Origin of the sequence: Halorubrum ejinorense (assembly GCF_039522565.1) — an archaeon.
Lineage (GTDB): Archaea > Halobacteriota > Halobacteria > Halobacteriales > Haloferacaceae > Halorubrum > Halorubrum ejinorense.
On record NZ_BAAADQ010000003.1, the window covers coordinates 144709 to 165727 of the forward strand.

The 21019-nt window shown below is 70.8% G+C and carries 18 protein-coding genes; 6 read left to right on the forward strand and 12 right to left on the reverse strand.

Translation table 11 applies throughout. The annotated features are described in order from the left end of the window. Positions 1–2: 2 nt before the first annotated feature. The 5 genes from ABDZ89_RS05175 to ABDZ89_RS05195 form a co-directional block, all read right to left on the reverse strand. The gene (locus ABDZ89_RS05175) at positions 3–557 is read right to left on the reverse strand and encodes a GMP synthase subunit A (RefSeq protein ID WP_343777214.1); all 555 of its coding nucleotides are present in this window, start codon (positions 555–557) and stop codon (positions 3–5) included. A gap of 136 nt (positions 558–693) precedes the next feature. Further along, complete coding sequence (gene truD, locus ABDZ89_RS05180) at positions 694–2175, reverse strand: tRNA pseudouridine(13) synthase TruD (RefSeq protein WP_343777215.1); 1482 nt, start codon at positions 2173–2175, stop codon at positions 694–696. Beyond that, positions 2176–2514, reverse strand: coding sequence for a peptidyl-tRNA hydrolase Pth2 (gene pth2, locus ABDZ89_RS05185; RefSeq protein ID WP_343777216.1), 339 nt, complete (start codon positions 2512–2514; stop codon positions 2176–2178). Between the two features lie 101 nt (positions 2515–2615). Beyond that, on the reverse strand, positions 2616–3434 hold the full coding sequence (locus ABDZ89_RS05190) for a bacteriorhodopsin (protein WP_343777386.1): 819 nt from the start codon (positions 3432–3434) through the stop codon (positions 2616–2618). Positions 3435–3635: 201 nt separating this feature from the next. Next, positions 3636–5168, reverse strand: a complete 1533-nt coding sequence (locus tag ABDZ89_RS05195) for a phytoene desaturase family protein (RefSeq protein WP_343777218.1) — start codon at positions 5166–5168, stop codon at positions 3636–3638. A gap of 134 nt (positions 5169–5302) precedes the next feature. Here ABDZ89_RS05195 and ABDZ89_RS05200 point away from each other — a divergent pair, with 134 nt between their 5' ends. The 5 genes from ABDZ89_RS05200 (at position 5303) to ABDZ89_RS05220 (ending at position 10944) form a co-directional block, all read left to right on the forward strand. Beyond that, positions 5303–6112 carry a helix-turn-helix domain-containing protein gene (locus ABDZ89_RS05200; protein ID WP_343777219.1) on the forward strand — a complete coding sequence of 270 codons (810 nt, stop codon included), beginning with the start codon at positions 5303–5305 and terminating at the stop codon, positions 6110–6112. Between the two features lie 84 nt (positions 6113–6196). Then, the gene (locus tag ABDZ89_RS05205; RefSeq protein WP_343777220.1) at positions 6197–6622 is read left to right on the forward strand and encodes a plastocyanin/azurin family copper-binding protein; all 426 of its coding nucleotides are present in this window, start codon (positions 6197–6199) and stop codon (positions 6620–6622) included. Between the two features lie 9 nt (positions 6623–6631). Further along, the gene (locus ABDZ89_RS05210; protein WP_343777221.1) at positions 6632–7471 is read left to right on the forward strand and encodes a sulfite exporter TauE/SafE family protein; all 840 of its coding nucleotides are present in this window, start codon (positions 6632–6634) and stop codon (positions 7469–7471) included. Position 7472: 1 nt separating this feature from the next. Then, positions 7473–9995 (forward strand): heavy metal translocating P-type ATPase, encoded by a 2523-nt coding sequence (locus ABDZ89_RS05215; RefSeq protein ID WP_343777223.1) that lies wholly within the window; start codon positions 7473–7475, stop codon positions 9993–9995. Positions 9996–10155: 160 nt separating this feature from the next. Next, the gene (locus ABDZ89_RS05220; protein WP_343777387.1) at positions 10156–10944 is read left to right on the forward strand and encodes an aldo/keto reductase; all 789 of its coding nucleotides are present in this window, start codon (positions 10156–10158) and stop codon (positions 10942–10944) included. A 9-nt stretch (positions 10945–10953) separates the two neighbouring features. Here the strand turns inward: ABDZ89_RS05220 and ABDZ89_RS05225 are convergent, their stop codons facing one another. The 4 genes from ABDZ89_RS05225 to ABDZ89_RS05240 form a co-directional block, all read right to left on the reverse strand. Continuing rightward, entirely contained in the window at positions 10954–12348 is a 1395-nt protein-coding gene (locus ABDZ89_RS05225; protein WP_343777224.1) for a PAS domain-containing sensor histidine kinase, read from the reverse strand. Positions 12349–12481: 133 nt separating this feature from the next. Next, positions 12482–12721 (reverse strand): hypothetical protein, encoded by a 240-nt coding sequence (locus ABDZ89_RS05230; RefSeq protein ID WP_049932464.1) that lies wholly within the window; start codon positions 12719–12721, stop codon positions 12482–12484. Between the two features lie 89 nt (positions 12722–12810). Next, entirely contained in the window at positions 12811–12933 is a 123-nt protein-coding gene (locus ABDZ89_RS05235; protein ID WP_343777225.1) for a hypothetical protein, read from the reverse strand. 381 nt (positions 12934–13314) lie between these two features. Next, complete coding sequence (locus ABDZ89_RS05240) at positions 13315–15120, reverse strand: S9 family peptidase (protein ID WP_343777227.1); 1806 nt, start codon at positions 15118–15120, stop codon at positions 13315–13317. Between the two features lie 149 nt (positions 15121–15269). On the opposite strand from ABDZ89_RS05240, the gene ABDZ89_RS05245 reads away from it, so the two are divergent. Next, a complete protein-coding gene (locus tag ABDZ89_RS05245) occupies positions 15270–16319 on the forward strand; it encodes a glycosyltransferase (RefSeq protein ID WP_343777228.1) in 1050 nt (349 codons plus the stop codon). 185 nt (positions 16320–16504) lie between these two features. On the opposite strand, the gene ABDZ89_RS05250 is transcribed toward ABDZ89_RS05245, so the two are convergent. The 3 genes from ABDZ89_RS05250 to ppsA all read right to left on the reverse strand — a co-directional run bounded on the left by ABDZ89_RS05250 (position 16505) and on the right by ppsA (position 20806). Beyond that, positions 16505–17143: a halocyanin domain-containing protein gene (locus ABDZ89_RS05250; protein WP_343777230.1), complete on the reverse strand. Its 639-nt coding sequence runs from the start codon at positions 17141–17143 to the stop codon at positions 16505–16507. Positions 17144–17302: 159 nt separating this feature from the next. After that, positions 17303–18376, reverse strand: coding sequence for a tyrosine decarboxylase MfnA (mfnA, locus tag ABDZ89_RS05255; protein WP_343777231.1), 1074 nt, complete (start codon positions 18374–18376; stop codon positions 17303–17305). A 75-nt stretch (positions 18377–18451) separates the two neighbouring features. Next, entirely contained in the window at positions 18452–20806 is a 2355-nt protein-coding gene (ppsA, locus tag ABDZ89_RS05260; protein WP_343777233.1) for a phosphoenolpyruvate synthase, read from the reverse strand. Positions 20807–21019: the final 213 nt, after the last annotated feature.

Here is a 21019-nt window from a genome sequence, read left to right on the forward strand (position 1 = left end):
GCTTACGTCGACTCGCAGATCGCGACGAAGTTCTCGAAGACCTCCTCGCCGCGTTCGGTGTGTGCGACCTCCGGATGCCACTGGACGCCGTACAGGTCCGCGTCGGGGTCGGACATCGCCTCGATGCCGCAGACGTCGGAGGTGGCGGTGCGGGCGAACCCGTCGGGAAGCTCCGTCACCTCGTCGGCGTGGGAGGCCCAGACGCGCGTCTCCGGCGCGAGCGAGCCGACGAGCGGGTCTTCCTCGTCGACGATCTCCACGTCGACGTCGGCGTAGCCGCCGTAGTCGCCCGAACCGACGGTGCCGTCGAGTTCGGCGGCGATCAGCTGCATGCCGAGACAGATCCCGAGGACGGGGAGGTCGCGGTCGAGGTACTCGGGCGCGTTGCCCACGCGGTCCATGTCCGGGCCGCCCGAGAGGACGATCCCGTCCGCCTCCACCTCGTCGACCGGCGCGTCCGCCGAGACGATCTCGGTGTCGACGCCGATGTCGCGGAGCGCCCGCCGTTCGAGGTGCGTGAACTGGCCGTGGAGGTCGATGACGACGATCCGAGTCATGGCTCCGATTGACGGCACCCGCACAAAAGCGGCTCGGAACGAACGCAGTATCGTGGTGGTTCCGGTGACTGAACGACTCTCGAAATACACAGACGTGGATCAAACGGCTCGATCCCGCGCGACCGACTCCCCCTCCTCAGAGGTCGAGCGGGCCGCTCTTCGTGAACTCGCGTAGCAGCACGGTCGCGTACGAGCCGCTCGGGAGCGCGAACTCGAAGCGGGGGTCGCCGCCCGCGAACGACGCGTCGAGGTCGGTCCGGAGGAGGAGCGCCCGCCGGGTCCCCTTCGAGTCGAACTCGCCGGGAAGCGCGAAGTCGCTCGGCTCGATCCCGGCGTCGGCGAGGACCTCACGCTCGATCTCCCCGGGTTCGCCGTCGCCGAGTTCCGTCTCGGTGCCGACGAGCGGCGCGGTGACGAACGCCCGTCCGCGCTCGCAGTGGCGCGAGACCACCGACACGCGGTCGGCGTCGACCCGCTGGAGCCGGTCCGTGTCCGGCGCGTACAGCCCGTCGGGCGCGTCGTCGTCCGCGAAACAGACCACGTCGCCGGCGACGGGGCGGTCGAACGGGAGCCCGCGACGCAGCCGCTCGCTCACGATCCGGTTGAAGCAGAACGACTGGGCGGCGTTGACGAACAGCCGCTGGAGGTTCGACGGCACCGCCTCCAGCGCGTGCCACCAGTCGTCGTGGTCCGGCGGCGCGGCGGGGTCGACGTCGCGGTCGGCGAGCCGGTGGACCATGGAGCGCTCGAACCGGAGCTTGCCCGGAATCGCGTCGAGACAGCCGCTCCAGTCGCCGTCGCCGCTGCCGTCGGCCGCGGAACGCTCCGCGTCGTCGCCGCCGGTCGCGACGCCCCCCTCGGCGACGGCGGCGTCCACGCCGAAGGCGGCGTCGACCCGGTCGCGCGCGGCCCGGGTGTCGTCGGGCTCCGTCTCGGCCGGGTTGCCCGCGTACAGGCGGACCGCCTCGCGCGGGTCGTTCCGGGCGACGGCGAGGCCGACGACGTGCGTGACCGGTCGTCGGCTCCCGAACCGCTGCTGGCCGAAGTAGTTCGGGACGCCGACGGTCGCGTCGGTCAGGGGGTCGCCATCGGAGTCGTCACCCGCGAACGCCCGGAGGTCTCTCGCCGCGTCGGCGACGCGCTCGGGGGCCTCGTCGACGGTGTCGGCCACCCGGATGTCGAAGGCGTTGCCCGCGAGGTCGCCGAAGGAGAGCCGCCGGCCCGCCCGCCCGAGCGGTTCGATCTCGGCCCCGCGGATCTCGGGGAGGTCCCCGTGGTCGACGCCGCGGAGGGTGAACAGCTGCGTGGTGACGGCGCGCTTGTCCTTCGTCCCCGCCCACGAGACGCGCTCGCGGCTGATCCCGAGCGCGTCGGAGACCCGTCGCGCGAAGTCGTTGGTGTCCCAATCCCGCAGCGTGACGCGGACGACGAGCTCCGGGTAGCTCCCGACGTCGGCGTCGAGCGGCTCCGCGTCGAACGCCTCGACCTCTCGGACGCGGAAGTCCTCGGGGCTGGCGCGGAGCCGCCCGCCGATCCCCTCGGCGCCGCTGACGTAGTGTTCGATCCCGACCGCCCGCTCCGTCGGGTGCGCCTCGCGGAGGGTGTACTCGGGGGCCATTCAGTACAGCGAGAGGTCGCCCGTCACGCGGTCGACGGTCTCGTCGCGCCCCGGCCCGACCGCGAGCGCGGTGACGGTGCCGGGCTCTAGCTGGGTGTGGCCGGCGTCCCGAACGATCGCGTACGGCAGTCCCTCGGTGTCGGCCTTGTCGGCCAGCTCGAACAGCTGGCCCTCGGAGTTCGCCTTGAGAACGACCTTCTTCTGTCCCTCCCCCTGCCACTTCTTCCGCGTCCGTCGGCCCGCGTCCTGGTACGCCGACAGCGAGGCGTGCGCGACCTGGGCGGCGAGTTTCCCCTCGCCCATCCCGATGTCAGCGCGCGCGACGATCGCCTGTTTCATACCGTCTCCACCGCCGCCGCGGGTTTAGCGCTTTTCTCTCGACCGCCGCGGCTTCGGCTGGCGAGCGGCGACTGAAAAAAACGCCGACCGAAACCGCGTCGTCAGTCGTCCGCGGGAGCCGCGCCGCCGCGAGAGGCCGAGCCGAGGCCCGAGGCCATGGCGGCGACCGTGCTCTCGTTGTTGACGACCCACCGCAGCAGGAGGAACGCGAAGAGGTACTTCGCGATGACGTCCATCCCGCTGTAGGCCCACGAGGTGACGGCGACGTCGAGCACCGCGATCCCCTCTGCGCCCAGCGCCCAGAAGATCGGGTAGCCGAGCCAGAGGACCACGGTGAGGACTTTCAGCGTGTTGAAGATGTCCGCGGTGCCGGCGACTTCGGCGTCCTCGGCCCACTCGGCGAGCAGGATGTAGAGGACGACGACGAAGAACGCACAGCTGATCCCGTACCAGACCCAGCGCAGCAGGTACGAGGACGTGGTCAACGCGGCGGCGAGACCGGTGACACACATTCCGATGTCGGCGACCACGGCGGTGAACAGCTTACTCATGTTCGTGCCGGCGAGGAGGCCGAGCGCGATGAGGATCATCGGCGTCGACAGCGCCCACGTGAGGTACCGCCCCCACGGGGTGAACACGCCGCCGTTCGGTCCGGTCCCCGCCCCGGCCAACGCGTGTCCGGCCGGCATTTCGAGGAAGCTGACGGTGAGCCCGGAGACGAGCCCGGTGTAACTGGAGATCGATACCAGCGGGACCATCAGCGTCGCGACGAAGATCAACTGCGCGCGCGGGTCCTCGACGTTCCGCCCCATATAGACGAACGCGAGGATCGACAGGCCCGCGAGAGCGATGTTCACCCACAGCGAGGCGCTCAACAGCGCGTCCGCCTGAATGTATTCGAATATCTCGGTCTGTGTCATTTCGAGCGGGACGATTCCCTGCGCGAGTACGTCGGCCGCTGCTGTTTCGAGCATGTAACGTCCCCGGGTACGTAACGTATCAATTAAAAGGACCAACCTGACAGGTAAGGCTTTTCTTACGGATTCTCATCTTGTGCCGGATTATTAGAAATATTCTTGTTCTCTGTACCAAAATTGGACGAGAATTTACGAACACGCCGTTCAGCGTCCAACAAGCGGTAGCCGGTCGAACCGCCCGCCGGCAACGTCCGCCTCGATCGCGGCCGCGCAGTGTTCGCCGCCCAGCAGGCACATCGGCACGCCGATCCCGGGATTGCTACTTCCGCCGACGTAGTAGAGGCGGTCGGTTCCTCGAACGCGCGGTCCGGGGCGGAGCGGTCCGGTCTGGCGCATCGTGTGCGCGAGTCCGAGGGCGCTCCCGCCCGGCTGGTCGAACCGCTCCGCGAACTCCGAGACGCACGCCGACTCCTCGACGACGATCCGGTCGCGGAGGTCGACGCCGGTCCGCGACGCCACCGCGTCGAGGACGCGATCCCTGAGCGCGGCCCGGTTTTCCGGCGTGTCGTCGAGGCCGGGCGCGAGCGGCACGAGCGTCACGACCGCCTCGTGGCCGTCCGGCGCGACCGCGGGGTCGGTCCGCGACGGGACGTTCACGTACACGACCGGCTCCGTCTCTCCCGTCGGCCACGCGGGGTCGTCGAAGATCGCCGCGAAGTGCGGGTCCCAGTCGGTCGGGAGCGCGAGCGTGTGGTGTGTCAACTCCTCTATCTCTCCTTCGACGCCGAGGTACAGCAGGTGCGCCGCCGGCCCGTACGTCCGCCGCTCCCAGTAGTCGCCGAGCCGGGGGACCGTCCCCTCCGGGAGCAGCTCGCGTTCGACGTGCGCCGGCGGCGCGTTACAGACCACCCGGTCGTGGACGTAGCGGTCGCCGCCGAGTTCGACCTCGATTCCGTCGCCGAGCGGGTCCAACCCCGTCACCTCGACGCCGGTGTGGACGTCGGCGCCGGTGTCGCGGGCGACCGTCTCGACCGCCTCGACGACCTCGTACATCCCGCCCATCGGGTAGTAGACGCCGAGCCCGTAGTCGACGTGGCTCATGAGCTGGTACAGCGCCGGCGTGTTGTGCGGCGATCCCCCGAGGAAGACGAGCGTGTACTCCAGCAGCTGCCTGAGCTTCGGGTGGTCGACGTACGAGCGCACCGTCTCGTCGAGGCTGGAGAGGAGGTCCAGCTCCCGCCCCCCGGCGAGCACGTCCAGCGAGAGGTAGTCGCGGAACCGCGACCGACCCGGGAGGACGAACCGTTCCATCCCGGCGTCGTACGCCTGTTCCGCGTCGGCGAGGTACTGTCGGAACGCCGCTCCCGCCCCCTCCTCGTACGACTCGAACAGGTCGGCGGCCGCCGCGGGATCGGCCGGCACGTCGGCGCGGTCGCCGTCGTCCCAGAACACGCGGTAGTGCGGGTCGAGCCGCGCGAGGTCGTAGAACTCCGCCGGCGACCGCCCGAAGTCGTCGAAGAAGCGCTCGAACAGGTCCGGAAGGAGGTACCACGACGGCCCGGTGTCGAACTGGAACCCGTCTACTTCGAGTCGGCCGGCGACGCCGCCGACGCGCTCGCCGCGCTCGTACACGGTCACCTCCGCGCCGGCGGCCGCGAGGTAGGCCGCCGCGGAGAGCCCGCCGATCCCGCCGCCTACCACCCCGATCGACTGCCCTCGGAGTGCGTCATCGCCCATACGCCCAGTACGCACTCGGGCCGTGTGAGCGGTTGCCAACTTTCGACGGGGCTTTATGAGGACCGCCGACGCGGCGGGCGGACGCCTACTCGTTCGGCTCGCTTTTTTTCCGGCTCCGAACACACGATCGATGTATGGAACGGCGGTCACAGTCGTCCGACTCCGGCTCCGTGGACCGCCTGCGCTCCGGGTCGACCGGCGCCGACGCCGCCGGCCGCGCCGACCGGGTCGACGCCGCCGCGGTCGACGCCGCGACGGACGACGGGGGAACCGTGACGGACGCGAGCGCCGGGCCCTCCGAGACGCCGCGCGGCGCGTCCGGGGACGCGGGGGTCCGCGTCGAGCTCGTCGTCCGCGACCCGGCTCCCGCCCCGGTCGCGGAGGCGCTGCCGCCTGGAGCGGTCGCGGAGGACGTCGACCGCGTGCGCGTCGACGACGCGGTCGTCTCGCAGTTCCGGGCCGACAGCGCGGTCGACGCCGAACTCGTCTTCGACGGGGGCGGCGAGTTCGTCTACCGGTGTCGGAGCCGAGCGACGGGTCCGTACCCGGCCGACGCCGTCGAGTCGCTCGGCTACCCGGTCTCGACCGTCTCGGTCCGGACGGCGCCCGATCGGGTCCGGCTCGGGCTCTCGCTGCCCACCGCCGACCCCCTCGGCGACGTCGTCGACGCGCTGGAGGCGACCGGCGGGTCGGTGCGGCTCGAACGGCTCACGCGCTCCGGCGGGGCGGACACCCGGTCGGACCCCGTCGTCGTCGACCGCGCGCGGCTCACGGAGCGACAGCGCGAGGTCGTCCGCACCGCACAGCGGCTCGGCTACTTCGAACACCCCCGCGGGGCGAGCGCGACCGAGGTCGCCGACGCGATCGGTATCGCCCGGGCCACCTTCTCCGAGCACCTCGCGGCCGCGCAGCGCCGCGTCTTCGAGGAACTGGTCGGCGGCTGAGACCGACCCGCGGCCGGCGAGCACTCCTTCCCAGTCGGCGGGGGCGACCGCGATATTGAAACGGCTCAGGCCCCGAGTCATGGTATGTACCGGAGACGGTTCCTTCGACGGGCCGGCGCCGTCGGGAGCGCGGCGACGACCGTCGGTCTCGCCGGGTGCGCGGGCGTGGGCGGCGAACCGGACTACGACGTCGGCATGCTCGCCGCCGCGTACCAACCCCGACAGATCACGGTCTCGACCGGCGACACCGTCATTTGGGAGAACACGAGCGCGCGGGGGCACACCGTCACCGCCACCGAGGGCGGCATCCCGGACGCCGCCGAGTTCTTCGCCTCGGGCGGATTCGACGACTACCAGTCCGCGAAGACGGCGTGGGACGCCGACTTCGGCGGGCTACTGGAGAGCGGCGACCGGTTCGAACACACGTTCACCGTCCCGGGCGTCTACGAGTACGTCTGTATCCCGCACCGCGAGGGCGGGATGTTCGGGACGGTCGTCGTGGAGGAGTGACCGACCCGAATGACCCTCTCCGCGCTCCTCGGGGCCGACGTCCTGCTGTTCCTCGCCATCGGGCTGCTCGGCGGCGCACACTGTATCGGGATGTGCGGCCCGCTCGTCACGGTGTACGCGAGCCGGATGGACGCCGACGCCGGGCGGACCGACGGCGGCGCGAACGCCGCCGGGACCTCGGGCCGGACGGGGGCTCGCGACGGCCACCTCACCACCTACGAGGTCCGCCAGCACGCGCTGTTCAACGTCGGCCGCGCGGCGAGTTACGCCACCATCGGGACGGCCCTCGGCGCGCTCGGCGGCGCGGTCCTCGTGACCACCGCGACCCTGACCGGCGCCGCCGAGGCCGTCCGCGGCGGGGTCGGTCTCCTCGTCGGCGCGGCCGTGATCCTCGTCGGCGTCCGCTATCTCCTCGGCGGCGCCACCGGCGGCGTCCATCTCCCCGGGCTCGAACGCGTCACGGGCTGGCTCACGGGCCACGTCGACCGCTTGGCGAACGGCCCCGGGATCGTCGCGCTCGGCGCGGTCCACGGACTCCTCCCCTGTCCGATCCTCTACCCGGCGTACCTGTACGCCTTCGCGAGCGGCTCGCCGGCCGCGGGCGGCGTCGCCCTCGCCGCGCTCGGGCTCGGGACGATCCCCGCCGTCTTCGTCTACGGGACGCTGATCGAGGGCATCGACCCCGTCCACCGTCGCCGGGTCCACCGGCTGCTCGGCGTCGCGTTCGTCGCGCTCGGCTACGTGCTGTTCGCGCACGGACTGATGGCGATCGGGGTCCAGATCCCGCACCCGCGGCTCCCGTTCTGGAACCCGCTCGACGTCGCCGGCGCCGGCCACGGAGGGATGTGAGATGAGCGAGACGACAGCCGGCGAGTGTACCCTCTGTGAGCTGCCGACCGAGGGGGTCGACGTGACCGACGGCGACGGCAACCGGTTCTGCTGTACCGGCTGTCGCGACGTGTACGGCGCCCTCGGCGACGTGGACGTCGACGCCGACGCGGTCCGCGAGCGCCGGCGGGCGGATGAAGGGGCCGTCGAGACTGACGCGGGTGATCTCGACGACCGCGACGTCCCCGACGACCACGAGGCGACGTTCCTCGAAGTCGACGGGATGCACTGCGCGACCTGCGAGGCGTTCATCGAGACGGTGGCGACGGGCGCCGACGGCGTCAGCGCGGCGAGCGCGAGCTACGTCACCGACACGGTCCGGATCGACCACGACCCGACCGCGATCACCATCGACGACCTCACGGAGACGGTGAGCGGGCTGGGGTACAGCGCGTACGCCCGCGACGACGCCTTCTCGCGCCGGCAGGCGAGCAACATGGCGACAGCGCGGCTCGCGGCCGGCGTCCTCGTCGGGATGGCCGTCATGCTGCAGTACATCGTCCTCATCTATCCGACGTACTTCGCGTTCCCCTTCTACAACCAACGGACCCTCGACTACCTCAACGAGGCGATGGCCTCGACCTCGGGCACGTACTTCTTCATCGTCATCGCCGTGTTGACCACCATCGTCCTCTTCTTCACCGGGAAGCCGATCTTACGCGGGGCGTACGTCAGCGCGAAGACGCGCTCGCCGAACATGGACCTCCTCGTCGCCATCGCGGCGGTGAGCGCCTACCTCTACAGCACGCTCGCGGTGATATTTGTCGACTCCCCGTCGATCTACTACGACGTGACCGTCGCGATCATCGTCATCGTCACCGTCGGCAACCACTACGAGGACTCGGTGAAGGACCGCGCGACGGAGCTGCTCTCCGAGATCTCCGCGGTCCAAGTCGACGACGCCCGGCGGCTGACCGACGCGGGGGAGACGGAGTCGGTCGCGGTCGACGCGCTGCGGCCGGACGACCGGATCCTCGTCCGCGCCGGCGAGCGGATCCCCGTCGACGGCGAGGCGGTCGACGGCGACGCCGCGGTCGACGAGTCGGTCGTCACCGGCGAGTCGCTCGCGGTCCGGAAGGTCGCCGGGGACGCCGTGGTCGGCGGCTCCGTCGTCGCCGACGGCTCCCTCACGGTCGCGGTCGGCCCGGACGCGACCTCCAGCCTCGACCGCGTCGCCGAGCTCGTCTACGACCTCCAGAGCGGGAACCACGGCGTCCAGAAGCTCGCCGACCGGCTCGCGACGGTCTTCGTGCCCGCCGTCCTCGTCATCGCGGCCGTGGCCGCCGGCGCGTCGCTCGCGCTCGGCGGCGGCCCGACCGACGCGATGCTCGTCGGGCTCACGGTGCTCATCGTCTCGTGTCCGTGCGCGCTCGGGCTCGCGACCCCGCTCGCGGTCGCCGCCGGGATCCGCGACGCCTTGGAGCGGAACATCGTCGTCTTCGACGACACCGTCTTCGAGCGCATCCGCGACGCGGACACGGTCGTCTTCGACAAGACGGGGACGCTGACGACCGGCGAGATGCGACTCACCGCCCGCGAGGTCGACGACGACCTGCTTCGGCTCGCGGCCGCGCTCGAATCGCGCTCCGCGCACCCGGTCGGACAGGCCATCGCGGCGGCCCGGGCCGACCTCGAAGCCGCGGGCCCCGACGCGGACCCGACGGCCGGCGCGTCGCCCGCGGTCGCCGACGGCGGCACGGAGTCGGCCGAGTCGGCCGCGGCGGGCGACGCTCAGCCCGACGCGCCCGCGGTCGAGTCCTTCGAGAGCCACGCGCGGGGCGTCTCAGGCGTCGTGGACGGGACCGAAGTCGTCGTCGGTCACCCGGACCTCTTCGACGAGCGCGGGTGGGCCGTCCCCGGCGACATCCGCGAGGCGGTCGCCGACGCGCGCGACGTGGGCCGCGTCCCGGTCGCGGTCGGGCGCGACGGCGCCGCCGAGGGGTTCGTCGTCGTCGGCGACGAGCTGCGCGACGGCTGGGAGGAGACGGTGACGGCGCTCGACGAGTCGGGCGTCGAGGTTATCGTCCTCACCGGCGACGACGAGCGCGCCGCGACGGTGTTCGCCGAGCACGACGCCGTCTCGTCGGTGTTCGCCGGCGTCCCGCCGGAGGGCAAAGCCGAGACGGTCGAGCGGCTGAAGGCGCGCGGCGTCACCGTGATGGTCGGCGACGGGACCAACGACGCCCCGGCGCTCGCGGCGGCCGACCTCGGGGTCGCGCTCGGCGGCGGCACCGCGATGGCGGCCGACGCCGCCGACGTGGCCATCGTCGACGACGAGCTCGGCTCCGTGGCGACCGTCTTCGAGCTCTCGCGCGCGGCCGGCCGCCGCGTCAAGGGGAACATCGGCTGGGCGTTCTGTTACAACGCGGTCGCCATCCCGCTCGCGGCGACCGGCCTCCTCAACCCCCTCTTCGCCGCGGTCGCGATGGGGGCGTCGAGCCTGCTCGTGGTCACCAACTCCTCGCGGGCGCTGCTGGACGACTGAGGCGCGACGGCCGCCGCACCCGATCGCGACCGCCGCCCGGTCGCCCGCGCCGCTTCCGCGGCGGCCCCCGCCCCTACCGCAAACGGTTTTCGGCTCACGCGAGTAGGAGCGATCGATGACAGACCAACAGCAGCAGCCGGCGGTGCCGACCAGCAACGGGATGCCCGTGTTCGGGCTCGGCACGTGGGAGAACGACGACCCGGCCCAGTGTACCGAGTCGGTGACGAACGCGCTCGACGCCGGCTACCGCCACGTCGACACCGCACAGATCTACGGCAACGAGGCGGCCGTCGGGAAGGGAATCGCGGAGAGCGAGGTCGACCGCGACGAGATCTTCCTCGCGTCGAAGGTGTGGATCGACCAGCTCTCGCCCGCGGACGTGGCCTCGTCGACCCGCGAGAGCCTCGACAAGCTCGGCGTCGACTCGGTCGATCTCATGTACGTCCACTGGCCGGCCGGGGAGTACGAGCCCGAGGAGACGCTGCCGGCGTTCGCCGAACTGCGTGACGAGGGGCTGATCGACCGGATCGGCGTCTCGAACTTCGAGCCGCACCACCTCGACGCCGCGACCGACGCGCTCGGGGAGGCGCCGTTCGCGAACCAGGTCGAGTGTCACCCGCTGCTCCGACAGGAGGAGCTCCGCGAGTACGCGGACGCGAACGACGTCGAACTCGTGGCCTACTCGCCGCTCGCCCGCGGGAACATCCTCGACGACCCCACGGTGTCCGACATCGCCGAGAAACACGGCGTCAGCGCGGCACAGGTGAGCCTCGCGTGGCTGCGCGAGTCCGGGATCACCGCCATCCCGAAGGCGACCGGGATCGACCACATCCGCGATAACCTCGCGAGCCTCGACCTGGAACTCGACGACGAGGACGTCGAGGCCATCGACACGCTCGGCCGCACCGACCGCCAGCTGAACCCCGACTTCGGGCCCGACTGGGAGTGAAGTCGCCGGTCAGTCGCGCCGTCGCGGAAGGCTGACCGTGATCTCGTTGCCGTCGGCGGCGTCGGCGTCGACGGCGATCGATCCGTTCGAGAGCTCCACGCTCCAGTAGACGAGCCAGAACCCGAGCCCGCTGCTGTGGTACACGTCGGTCATGTCGTGATCGCCGGTGAGCACGCGTCGCTCGACGGCGGGTATCGGCGCGTGGCTGTCGCTGACGACGAGTTCGGCGTCGTCCTCGGTGCGCCGGAGGGCGACCGTCACGGTCGGGTCGTCCCCGTCCGCGTGTCGGATCGCGTTCTCGAGCAGCTCGATCACCGCCGACCGCAGCTCCGCGCGGCCGTCGACGACGGCGGCGTCGAGCGCCTCGGCCACGACCGTTCCGTCGGGATACCGCTCCCGGACGGTCTCGGCGCAGTCGGCGACCACCTCGTGGAGGGCGATCCGTTCCGTCTCCGCCTGTTCGGTGATCAGCTCGATTATCTCGCGTTCCTTCTCCGCGGTCTCGAGCAGCCGCTCCCCGACCCGTCGGATCACCGCAGTCTGTCCGTCTACGCCCGGGACCTCGGACTCGAGGACCTCGACCTGCCCGAGGACGACGTTGAGATCGTTCCGGAGGTTGTGGCGGAGGAGGTTGTCCATCACGACGAGCTGTCGTTCCCGACGGCGGCGGTCGGTGACGTCCTTCGTGAACCCCGTGATGCGGACGACCTCGCCGTCCTCGATTATCGGCTCGCCTTGGACCCACACCCACCGGTTGTAGTTCTCTTCGGGGTTCACCCGGTACTCCATGTCGACGGAGTCGCCCTCGGCGAGCCGGTCCATCGCGTCCGTGACCGCGGGCACGTCGTCGGGGTGGACCGTTTCGAGGAACGCCTTCGGGTCGCCTTCGAGCGTGTCGACGGACGACCCGTATATCTCCTCGTAGGAGGGGTTCACGAACAGGAGCTCCGACCAGTCGGCGTTGAACATCCAGAGGGCGTCACTGGAGACGGCGGCGAGCTCCTGGAGGTGCGACGCCGTCTCTCTGCGGTCGCGTTCGGCCTGAACGCGGTCGGTGACGTCCCGCGAGCTGACGACGTACCCGTCGAGTTCCTCGTCGGTGAGATTCGACATCCGGCTCTCCAGCCAGACCCACGACCCGTCCGCGGTGCGGTGGCGGTACTCGACGGTCTCCTCGGCGAACTCGTCGCTGGTGATCGCTCGCTGGAACGCCGCACGGATCGCCTCGCGGTCGTCCGGGTGCATGTACTCGAAGGAGATCTCGCCCACGAGCTCCGCCGGCGGGATGCCGAGAATCCGCTCTGAAGCCCCGTTGACGAACGTGAACCGCCCTTCGTCGTCGACCAGGGCGATCTTGTCTCGGGCCTGATCGAGAAGCAACCCGAGCGGTTCGGACCCGTTCATTCCCTCATGCTCCTCCGCGCGTGCGTATAACCGTCACGGCCGTTCGTGTCCGTCGGCGGTCACGGACGAACTACGGCACCGGAAGGGACCACGGCGTGTCGGGACGCAACCGGACGGTCCGAGTGGACTCCGTTCAGTCGTCGCTCGCCGAGAGCGCTTCTCGAATCTCTTCCAGCTTGAAATAAGACGCGAGACCGAGTATCGTCACGGGCCACAGCCCGACGAACTGCCCGCGCTGCTTGTCGCCGCGCACGTAGTAGAAGTACAGCGCGAGTGCCACCGACCCCACTGACGCGAACACCGCGGGTCCGAGTCCGTCACTACCGACCTCTTCGACAACTTCGGCCGCCGTTTCCTCTGTTGTATCGCTCACATACAACGAACGCCCCAGACGGGCATATGTGTTTCCTTGCTGTGAGCTCTACTTCGGGCCGTATCCGTCTCACGTCGCCGGCGGCGGCGTCACGATGACCGGGACCGCTCGCTCCGAAACACGAGCACGAAGATCAGGACCGACAGTACGATCATGACCGCCGCGAACACGCGCTCGTCGTCTATCACGGCGTCGACCGGATCTTGGAGCATACTTCCGGTACGGCCCCCACCCTAATGTATCTCGGTATCGGCGACGAACGCGCTTCGTCCCCGTCAACACTGGCGACTCCGCACGAGCGGACGCCGTCTCTCGACCGCCGACGGCCGGCCCACCTTCCCACGAACCGCACGAAACGATTTGAGGCCGCGGACCGTACTGTGAGCATGCGTGACATTGATCCGGACACGCTGATGTTGGTAGCGGGTGTGGCGATCTCGCTGATCGCGCTCTTGGAGCTGTATCCGCTCTGGAAAAATCGGAGAGACGAACGACGGTGACAGCCGTCCCGTCCACACCGGGCCCGCATTCGGCGGCCACGGGACGGGCGTGCCGGTCCTGAGCGCGGCGACGAGGGACCGGACGGCGACCCTTCAGACGTGTTCGGCGAGGAAGTCGACGATCCCGCGGTACGCCTCGATCCGGTTGTCGAGCTTCGCGAAGCCGTGCCCCTCGTCGTCGAAGATGAGCTTCCGGACGGGGACGCCCTGTTCCCGCGCCTTCTCGACGATCTGTTCGGCCTCGCCGACGGGCACCCGCGGGTCGTTCTCGCCGTGGAGGACGAACAGCGGGGTCTCGATCCGGTCGATGTTGTTGATCGGGGAGACGGATTCGAGGAACTCGCGGTCCGCGTCGAGCGAGCCGTACTCGGCCTCGCGGAGCGAGCGCCGCCAGTCGCCGGTGTTCTCCAAGAACGTGACGAAGTTCGCGATGCCGACGATGTCGACGCCCGCGGCCCACAGCTCCGGGTACTCGGTGAGCGACGCGAGCACCATGAACCCGCCGTAGGAGCCGCCCATCGCGACGACGCGGTCGGGATCGACCTCCGGGTGGTCGTGGAGCCACCCGACGCCCTCGCGGATGTCCTTCACCGAGTCCATCCGATTTTCCACGTCGTCGAGCCCGGAGTACGCCTTCCCGTACCCCGACGACCCGCGGACGTTCGGCTCGAAGACGGCGTACCCGTTGTTCAGCAGGTACTGCGTGACCGACGCGAAGGAGGGGCGCCGCTGCGACTCCGGGCCGCCGTGGATGTCGACGACGACCGGGTACCCCGACTCGGGCGGCTCCGTCTCCGGCACGGAGAAGAACGCCGGGATGTCCCGCCCGTCGAAGGTGGGGTAGTGGACGAGCTCGCGCTCGACGAACGAGTCCGCCGGGATCCCGGCGGTCGAGGCGCGCGTCCACCGCTCGGCCTCCCCGGTGGCGGCGTCGACGACGTAGACGTTCGCGTTGTGCGTGCTGCCCGTCGCGGTCACCGCGAACCGCTCGCCGTCCGGGCCGAAGCTCACGCCGCCCGCGACGCCCTCGGGCAGGTCGGGCGCGCGGAGCTCGTCGATCCGACCGGGACCGTCGAGTTCGCCGACGGTGAGTTCCGTGTAGCCGTCGACGTTCCGGGAGTAGACGAGCCGCCCCGAGTCCTCGTCTATCGCGATGCCGTCGACGTTCCACTCGTCGCCGTCGACGACGACGGCGAACTCGCCGGTCGCGAGGTCGAGCCGTTCCAACCGGAGCGTGTCGCTCCCCCGGTCGGTGACGAGGTAAATCCCCTCGCCGTCGGGGCCCCACTCGGGGCTGGCGTACCGCACGTCGCCCTCGTGGGGAGTGTGGTGGGTCAACTCGCCGCTCTCCAGCTCCAGGGTGTACACGTCGTGGTCGAACGAGGAGGACGCCTCGTGGACGATCAGGCGGTCGTCGCTCGGCGACCACCCGGCGACCGAGAGCCAGCCGTCGCCCTCGTGGACCAGTTCGGCGTCGTCGCCGGTCTCGTCGCGGCCCTGGACGTACACGTCGAAGACGGCCTCGTCGCGGCGGTTCGACGCGAACGCGAACCGGTCGCCCGCGGAGTCCCAGCCGCCCCACCGGTGCTTCGACTCCGGCTTCGCCGTCAGGTCGGTGATCGCCCCGGACTCGTAGTCGAGCCGGTAGAGCTGCGCGCGCTCGTTGCCGCCCTCGTCCATGCCGAAGACGGCCTCGGAGCGCTCCGGCGAGGAGTCGACGAAGGAGACGGACTCCTCGAAGAAGGTGTGCTGTTCCGGCCACGACTCGGTCTCGCGGAGCGACCACACTTGCCCCGTCCCGGTCGTGTTGAGGAGGAAGGATAGCCGTCCGTCGGGACCGAGGTCGGCGCCGCCGGCGTTCCGCACGTTGAGGTAGCGCTCGATGTCGTACTGTCGCATGTCACTCGGTTCCGCGCGTGACCGGAAACCGTTTCGGGTGGCGGTGCCCCGCTCGGTCGGTGTTCGACGCGCCGTCGACGGGCCGGCGGCACGCCGTCTCCCGCCCGGATGCCGTGTCTTTTTATCGGCGCCCGCCGTCCGGTCGGCGTATGCGCGTCGCGTTCGTCTCGCTCTTCGCTCCCGGACACGGGGAGACCCCGGCACGAACGCGAACCCTCCGGACCGCCCGGCGCCTCGCCGACCGCGGCCACGAGGTCGTCTGGCTCTGTGCCCGCTGGTGGGGCGGCGACCACGACGCCTTCGACGAGGACGGCATCGAGTATCGCTCCGTCACCGCCGAGCCCGCGCCGGGCGCCTTCTCCGCCCGGCTCCCGGGGGCGCTCCGTCGCGCCGCCCCCGACGTGGTCCACGCGGTCAACACCCCGCCGACCCCGGCGCTCGCCGCCACGGTCGGGGGAACGCTCTCGCGGACGCCGGTCGTCGTCGACTGGTGGCGCGACCACCCGGCCGACGCCCGTCGCTGGTACCGCCCGCTCGCGCGGCGCGCGGACGCGGTCACGACGCCGTCGCGGACCACGAAGACCCGCGTCCGCGAGTACGGCGCCGACGGCGACGACGTCCGCGTCGTCCCCGAGAGCATCGACTTCGGCGCGGTCGAGGACGCGTCGGTCGACGACCGGTTCGACGCCGTGTACTCGCGCCGGCTCGACCGCCACGCCAACGTCGAGACGTTCCTCCTCGGCCTCGCCGAGCTCCGCGGTCGCGACTGGACCGCGGCGGTGATCGGCGACGGCCCCGAGCGGGGTCGGATCGAGGCGACCGCCCGCGACCTCCGCATCGAGGACCGCGTGACGTTCCTCGGCGACCTGCCGACGGCGGAGCGGATACCGATATTCAAGGGGACGCACGTCGCGGTCGCCACCGCCACGTGGGAGACGTTCGCGACCGACCTGCTGTGGGCGGTCGCGTGCGGCTGCGTCGCCCTCGTCGAGTACCAGGCGGACTCCAGCGCCCACGAGCTCGTCGAGGGACGCGAGCGCGGCCGGCTCGTGACCAGTCCGGCGGAGCTGGCCGACGAGTTCGTCGCGGTCGGCGACTTGGAGCGCCGCTCCGTCGACCGCGACTTCGCCGGCTACGACCACGACGCGGTGATCGACCGCTACGTCGCGCTTTACGAGGCGCTCGCCGCCGACGACTGAGCGCGTTGCCCCCGCTCTCCGGTGTCTTCGCGACTTCGAGTCGTGGAAAACCGGAACGAGTCAGAAAACGCCCGGGCCGGAAGTCGACCCGGAGTCAAGAATCGGCCCCGAGCCAGGAATCGGCCCGGAGTCAAGAATCGGCCCCGGGTCGGGTCACACCGGGGTCGGGAGTCGAACCGGCTCGGCTACGCTTCGTCTCCCCGCCTGATCGTGCCGCCGTACTTCATGAAGACGAACGCCAGCCCCAGCGTGCTCACCATCGCGATGAACGTCGCGATACCGAGCGCGCGGGCGGCGTCCGGGACGAACACGGCGTCAGAGCTGCCGCCGCCGACCTCGACGGTGGCGATGTCGCCGCCGACGGCGATGCCGCCGTGCATGCCGACCGCGGTGTGGGGAACGCAGTGGTAGTGCGTGATGCCGGCGTCCTCGCCGGAGGTCTCGTACTCGTAGGTGGTCCCCTCCTCGCCGACGGGGTTGCCGCTGTCGAGGCTGGCCGGGCCGCCGCCCTCGACCGTCTGGACGTTGTGGCTGCCGCCGGCGCCCGTCCACTCCCAAGTGATCGTCGTCCCCTCGTCGACCCACACGAGCGTCGGGTCGAACGCGAGGCCCTGGTCCCCGGCGCCCACCGAGATGGTCACCGAGTCCTGCCCGCGAGCGTCCGTGTAGGACCCGACGTTCCCGCTTGAGGCACCGCTCGGCCAGTCGGGTTCAACTTCCTGTGCCGCCGCCGTCCCCGCCGTCGCCGTCGCCGCGCCGGCGGCGACCGTCGCACCGCCGGCCGTCCGCATGAACGCGCGCCGAGAGACGTCGTCCGAGCTCATACTGCCCGGTTCGTGATGACCCGTAGTGAATATGTTGATCCGACCGCGGAGCGGGTCATCTCACGCCCGCCCGGCGTCGGCCCGTTTCACGCGTCTCTCGCGGCCGATCTCGGTCGAGGGATCGTCAAAAGCCAACGTCGCGGAGCGACCGAGCCCCGATCACCGGCGAACGCGGTCGAGGTCGTCGAGGAACGCTCGCAGCGCGGACCGCGTCACGTGGGGCATACACACCACGCGCAGCTCGTCCGCGCCGGTCCGCGAGACCTTCCACCCGGCGTCGCGGAGCGCCGCGAACTCCGGCTCGGGGACGGCCGCGGCGACGAGCGGGAGCTCGGGCTCGACGACCTCGTACCCGCGGTCCGCGAGCCCCTCGGCGAGCCACGCGGCGTTGTCGGCCGCGCGCTCGGCGGCCTCGCGGTAGCCGGCGGGCCACAGCTCGTCCATCGCCGCGACCGCTCCCGCGACGCCCGCCCCGCTCCGGGTCCCGGTCAGCGTCGCCTGCGACCGGCTCTCGAGGTACGGCGTGTCGACCGCGAGCGCGTCGAGGGCGGCGTCGTCGCGGGCGAGCAACCCGCCGGCGGGGACCGGCGCTTGGCCGAACTTGTGGGGGTCGACGGTCAGCGTGTCGACCGCGGCGTCGCCGAACGACCACGCGTGGTCGGTGAACGGCAGGACGAAGCCGCCCCACGCGGCGTCGACGTGGAGCCGCGCGCCCGCCTCGTCCGCGATCGCGGCCAGCTCCGGGATCGGGTCGACGCGGCCGTACTCGGTGCTGCCGGCGACGCCGACGACGAGCGCGGTCGCGTCGTCGACCGCCGCCGCGACCGCCGCCGTGTCGGCCCGGTACGCGTCGTCGACGGGAACCGTCCGGAGCTCCACGCCGAGCACCTCGGCCGCCTTGGTGAACGAGAAGTGTGCGCTCTCCGGGACGACGACGTTGACGTCGCTCCGGTCGTGTCGGTTCCGCGCCGACCGCACCGCCTGAACGTTCGCCTCCGTGCCGCCGCTCGTGACGTACCCCGCGGCGTCGCTCGGGCTCGGGTGGTCCGCCAGCGTCGCGAGCCGCTCGACCGCGCGCTCCTCCAGCGACGCCACCGTCTCGTAGGTGGCCGGGTCACCGGGATTCGTCGCGAGGAACCGTTCGGCGGCCGCGCGGGCCGCCGGATGCGGCTCGGTACACATCGACGAGAGCACCCGGTCGAACGACTGCGGTCGCGGCTCCGGCTGTTGCATCCGCCCTCCCGTTACAGGGGACGGGTCTTACCCGTTCCGCTCTCTGACCCGCCGTCTCGGACCCACGTCACGTCGTCAACGGACGGAATCGAGCAGCAGGCGCTGTTCGGTCCGTTTGACCTCGTGTTGAACGTCCCGGACCGCGTCGATGTTCGCGGAGATGGAGGAGACGCCCTTCTCGACGAGGAAATCGACCATCTCGGGCTTCGAGCCGGCCTGTCCGCAGATGCTGGTGTCGACGCCGAGCTCGCGGCACGCCTCGATGGTGTCGCCGATGAGCCGCAGCACGGCCGGGTGGAGCTCGTCGAACCGGTCGGCGACGTGTTCGTTGTTGCGGTCGACCGCGAGCGTGTACTGCGTGAGGTCGTTCGTGCCGAAGGAGGCGAAGTCGATGCCGGCGGCAGCCAGCTCTTCGATCTGGAGCGCGCTGGCGGGCGTCTCGATCATCACGCCCCAGCGGTGCGTCTCGGGGTCGATCCCGGCCTCGCGCATGTGGCGCGTGATCCCCTCGACGTCGGCCGCGTCGTTGACCAGGGGGAACATCACCTCCAGGTTGTCGTACCCCATCTCGTAGAGGCGCGCGAACGCGGCCAGCTCCTGCCGGAACGGCTCCGGCTTGTCGAGGCTCCGCCGGATCCCGCGCCACCCGAGCATCGGGTTGTGTTCGGCCGGCTCGCCGTCGCCGCCCTCCAACTCGCGGAACTCGTCGGTCGGCGCGTCGATGGTCCGCACCCGGACCGGACGCGGGTAGAACTCGTCGGCCACCTGCCGGACGCCCTCGATGAGTTCGTCCTGGTAGGCGCGGGCGCCGTGGTCGGCGATGTACTTCTCGGGCGTCTTCCCGAGCGACAACACCATGTGTTCGATCCGGAGCAGGCCGACGCCGTCGGCGCCGGTCGCGGCGGCGCGCTCTCCCGCCTCCGGGATCGAGACGTTCACTTTCACCTCCGTCGCCGTCATCGGCTTGACGGGCGTCTCGGGCCGCGCGGCCTCCACCGGCTCGAACTCCTCGCCCGGTTCGGCGGACTCGTCTTCGCCCGCCCGGATCGTCCCCTTGTCGCCGTCGAGGGTGACCTGTTGCCCGTCTTCGAGGACCCGCGTCCCGTTACCGGTCCCGACGACGGCCGGGACGCCGAGCTCGCGCGAGATGATCGCCGCGTGGCTCGTCATCCCGCCCTCGTCGGTGACGATGCCGGCCGCGCGCTTCATCGCGGGCACCATGTCCGGCATCGTCATCTCCGTCACCATCACGTCGCCCTCTTGGACCTGATCGAGGTGGTCGAGCTTGTGGACGATCCGGACGGCGCCCGAGACAATTCCCGGGCTGGCGCCGAGTCCGTCGACGAGGACGTCGGCGTCGTCGGCCTCGCCGCCGTTCGGGACGCCGGTCGCGCCCGGCCGACCCGACGACGCGTCGCCGGCGGTCGACTTCTGCGGGGTCTTGCCGCCGGTGCCGGACGCGTCAGCTTCGCCCTCGCCCTCGCGGATCGTCGTGATCGGCCGCGACTGGAGCATGTAGATCTCCCCGTCGTAGATCGCCCACTCGACGTCTTGGGGGGTCTCGTAGTGCGCCTCGACCTGCTCGCCGAGCGCGACGAGGTCGCCGATCTCCGCGTCCGAGAGCACTCGCTCGCTCCGCCGGTCCTCGTCGACGTCGAGCTGGACCGTCTCGCCCGTCTCCGGGTCCTTCATCATCTCGACTTTCTTGTCCGCGATCGTGACCTCGTCGACCTCGCCCCGCCCGCGGTCGTACACGTAGTTGTCGGGCGAGACGGTGCCGGAGACCACCGCCTCGCCGAGCCCCCACGCGGCCTCGATGGTGACCTGCGGCTCGCCCGTCGAGGGGTGACTCGTGAACATGACGCCCGACTTGTCGGCGTCGACCATCCGCTGGACGACGACCGCGATGTCGACGTCGGCGTGCGGGAACCCCCGCTGTTGACGGTAGTAGATCGCTCGCTGGGTGAAAAGCGAGGCCCAACACTCCTTGACGCGCCGGAGGAGGTCGTCCTCCCGGACGTTGAGGAACGTCTCCTGTTGGCCCGCGAACGAGGAGTCGGGCAGGTCCTCGGCCGTGGCCGACGACCGGACCGCGACGAACGCCTCCGCGCCGTCCTCGCCCATCGACCGGTACCGTTCGAGGATCTCCTCACGCACCTCCTCGGGCAGCGGCGTGTCGAGGATCAGGCGTTCCGCCGTCGCCTCGGCCTCGCGGAGCGCGGCGGAGTCCTCCGGGTCGACGTCGACCGCGTCGAACAGCTCCTCGTCGATTCCGGCCTCCTCGATGAAGGTGCGATACGTGCCCGCGGTGACGACGAACCCCGGCGGCACCGGAAGCCCCGCACCGATGAGTTCGCCGAGCGACGCCGCCTTCCCGCCGACGGTACCGACGTCGTCGGCGTTGACGTCCTCCAGCAAGAGTACTGCCATTCGTGTACCCGGACGATCCGCGAGACGACGTATGAAGCTTCCGGCAGGAACAACACTGAATAAAATGTTACTCGCCGGCGAGTTGTCTCCTGACGACGCGAAGGCCGCTCGCACCGGAACGCCGTCCACAGAAACCGTGAGTGTCCTGAGAGACGCGACGCTCACGGGAACGAACGAAGGGGAGGGCCGAAGCGCGGGGACGCCGACCGAAGA

Excerpts from the sequence above, each read along its gene's own strand:
- ABDZ89_RS05195 (WP_343777218.1), bottom strand. The coding sequence starts at position 5,168 with ATGGGCGATGACGCACTCCGAGGGCAGTCGATCGGGGTGGTAGGCGGC.
- ABDZ89_RS05235 (WP_343777225.1), bottom strand. The coding sequence starts at position 12,933 with ATGCTCCAAGATCCGGTCGACGCCGTGATAGACGACGAGCGCGTGTTC.
- ABDZ89_RS05190 (WP_343777386.1), bottom strand. The coding sequence starts at position 3,434 with ATGACACAGACCGAGATATTCGAATACATTCAGGCGGACGCGCTGTTG.
- pth2 (WP_343777216.1), bottom strand. The coding sequence starts at position 2,514 with ATGAAACAGGCGATCGTCGCGCGCGCTGACATCGGGATGGGCGAGGGG.
- ABDZ89_RS05175 (WP_343777214.1), bottom strand. The coding sequence starts at position 557 with ATGACTCGGATCGTCGTCATCGACCTCCACGGCCAGTTCACGCACCTC.
- ABDZ89_RS05215 (WP_343777223.1), top strand. The coding sequence starts at position 7,473 with ATGAGCGAGACGACAGCCGGCGAGTGTACCCTCTGTGAGCTGCCGACC.
- ppsA (WP_343777233.1), bottom strand. The coding sequence starts at position 20,806 with ATGGCAGTACTCTTGCTGGAGGACGTCAACGCCGACGACGTCGGTACC.
- ABDZ89_RS05200 (WP_343777219.1), top strand. The coding sequence starts at position 5,303 with ATGGAACGGCGGTCACAGTCGTCCGACTCCGGCTCCGTGGACCGCCTG.
- ABDZ89_RS05205 (WP_343777220.1), top strand. The coding sequence starts at position 6,197 with ATGTACCGGAGACGGTTCCTTCGACGGGCCGGCGCCGTCGGGAGCGCG.
- ABDZ89_RS05220 (WP_343777387.1), top strand. The coding sequence starts at position 10,156 with ATGCCCGTGTTCGGGCTCGGCACGTGGGAGAACGACGACCCGGCCCAG.
- mfnA (WP_343777231.1), bottom strand. The coding sequence starts at position 18,376 with ATGCAACAGCCGGAGCCGCGACCGCAGTCGTTCGACCGGGTGCTCTCG.
- ABDZ89_RS05225 (WP_343777224.1), bottom strand. The coding sequence starts at position 12,348 with ATGAACGGGTCCGAACCGCTCGGGTTGCTTCTCGATCAGGCCCGAGAC.
- ABDZ89_RS05210 (WP_343777221.1), top strand. The coding sequence starts at position 6,632 with ATGACCCTCTCCGCGCTCCTCGGGGCCGACGTCCTGCTGTTCCTCGCC.
- ABDZ89_RS05245 (WP_343777228.1), top strand. The coding sequence starts at position 15,270 with ATGCGCGTCGCGTTCGTCTCGCTCTTCGCTCCCGGACACGGGGAGACC.
- ABDZ89_RS05240 (WP_343777227.1), bottom strand. The coding sequence starts at position 15,120 with ATGCGACAGTACGACATCGAGCGCTACCTCAACGTGCGGAACGCCGGC.
- ABDZ89_RS05250 (WP_343777230.1), bottom strand. The coding sequence starts at position 17,143 with ATGAGCTCGGACGACGTCTCTCGGCGCGCGTTCATGCGGACGGCCGGC.
- truD (WP_343777215.1), bottom strand. The coding sequence starts at position 2,175 with ATGGCCCCCGAGTACACCCTCCGCGAGGCGCACCCGACGGAGCGGGCG.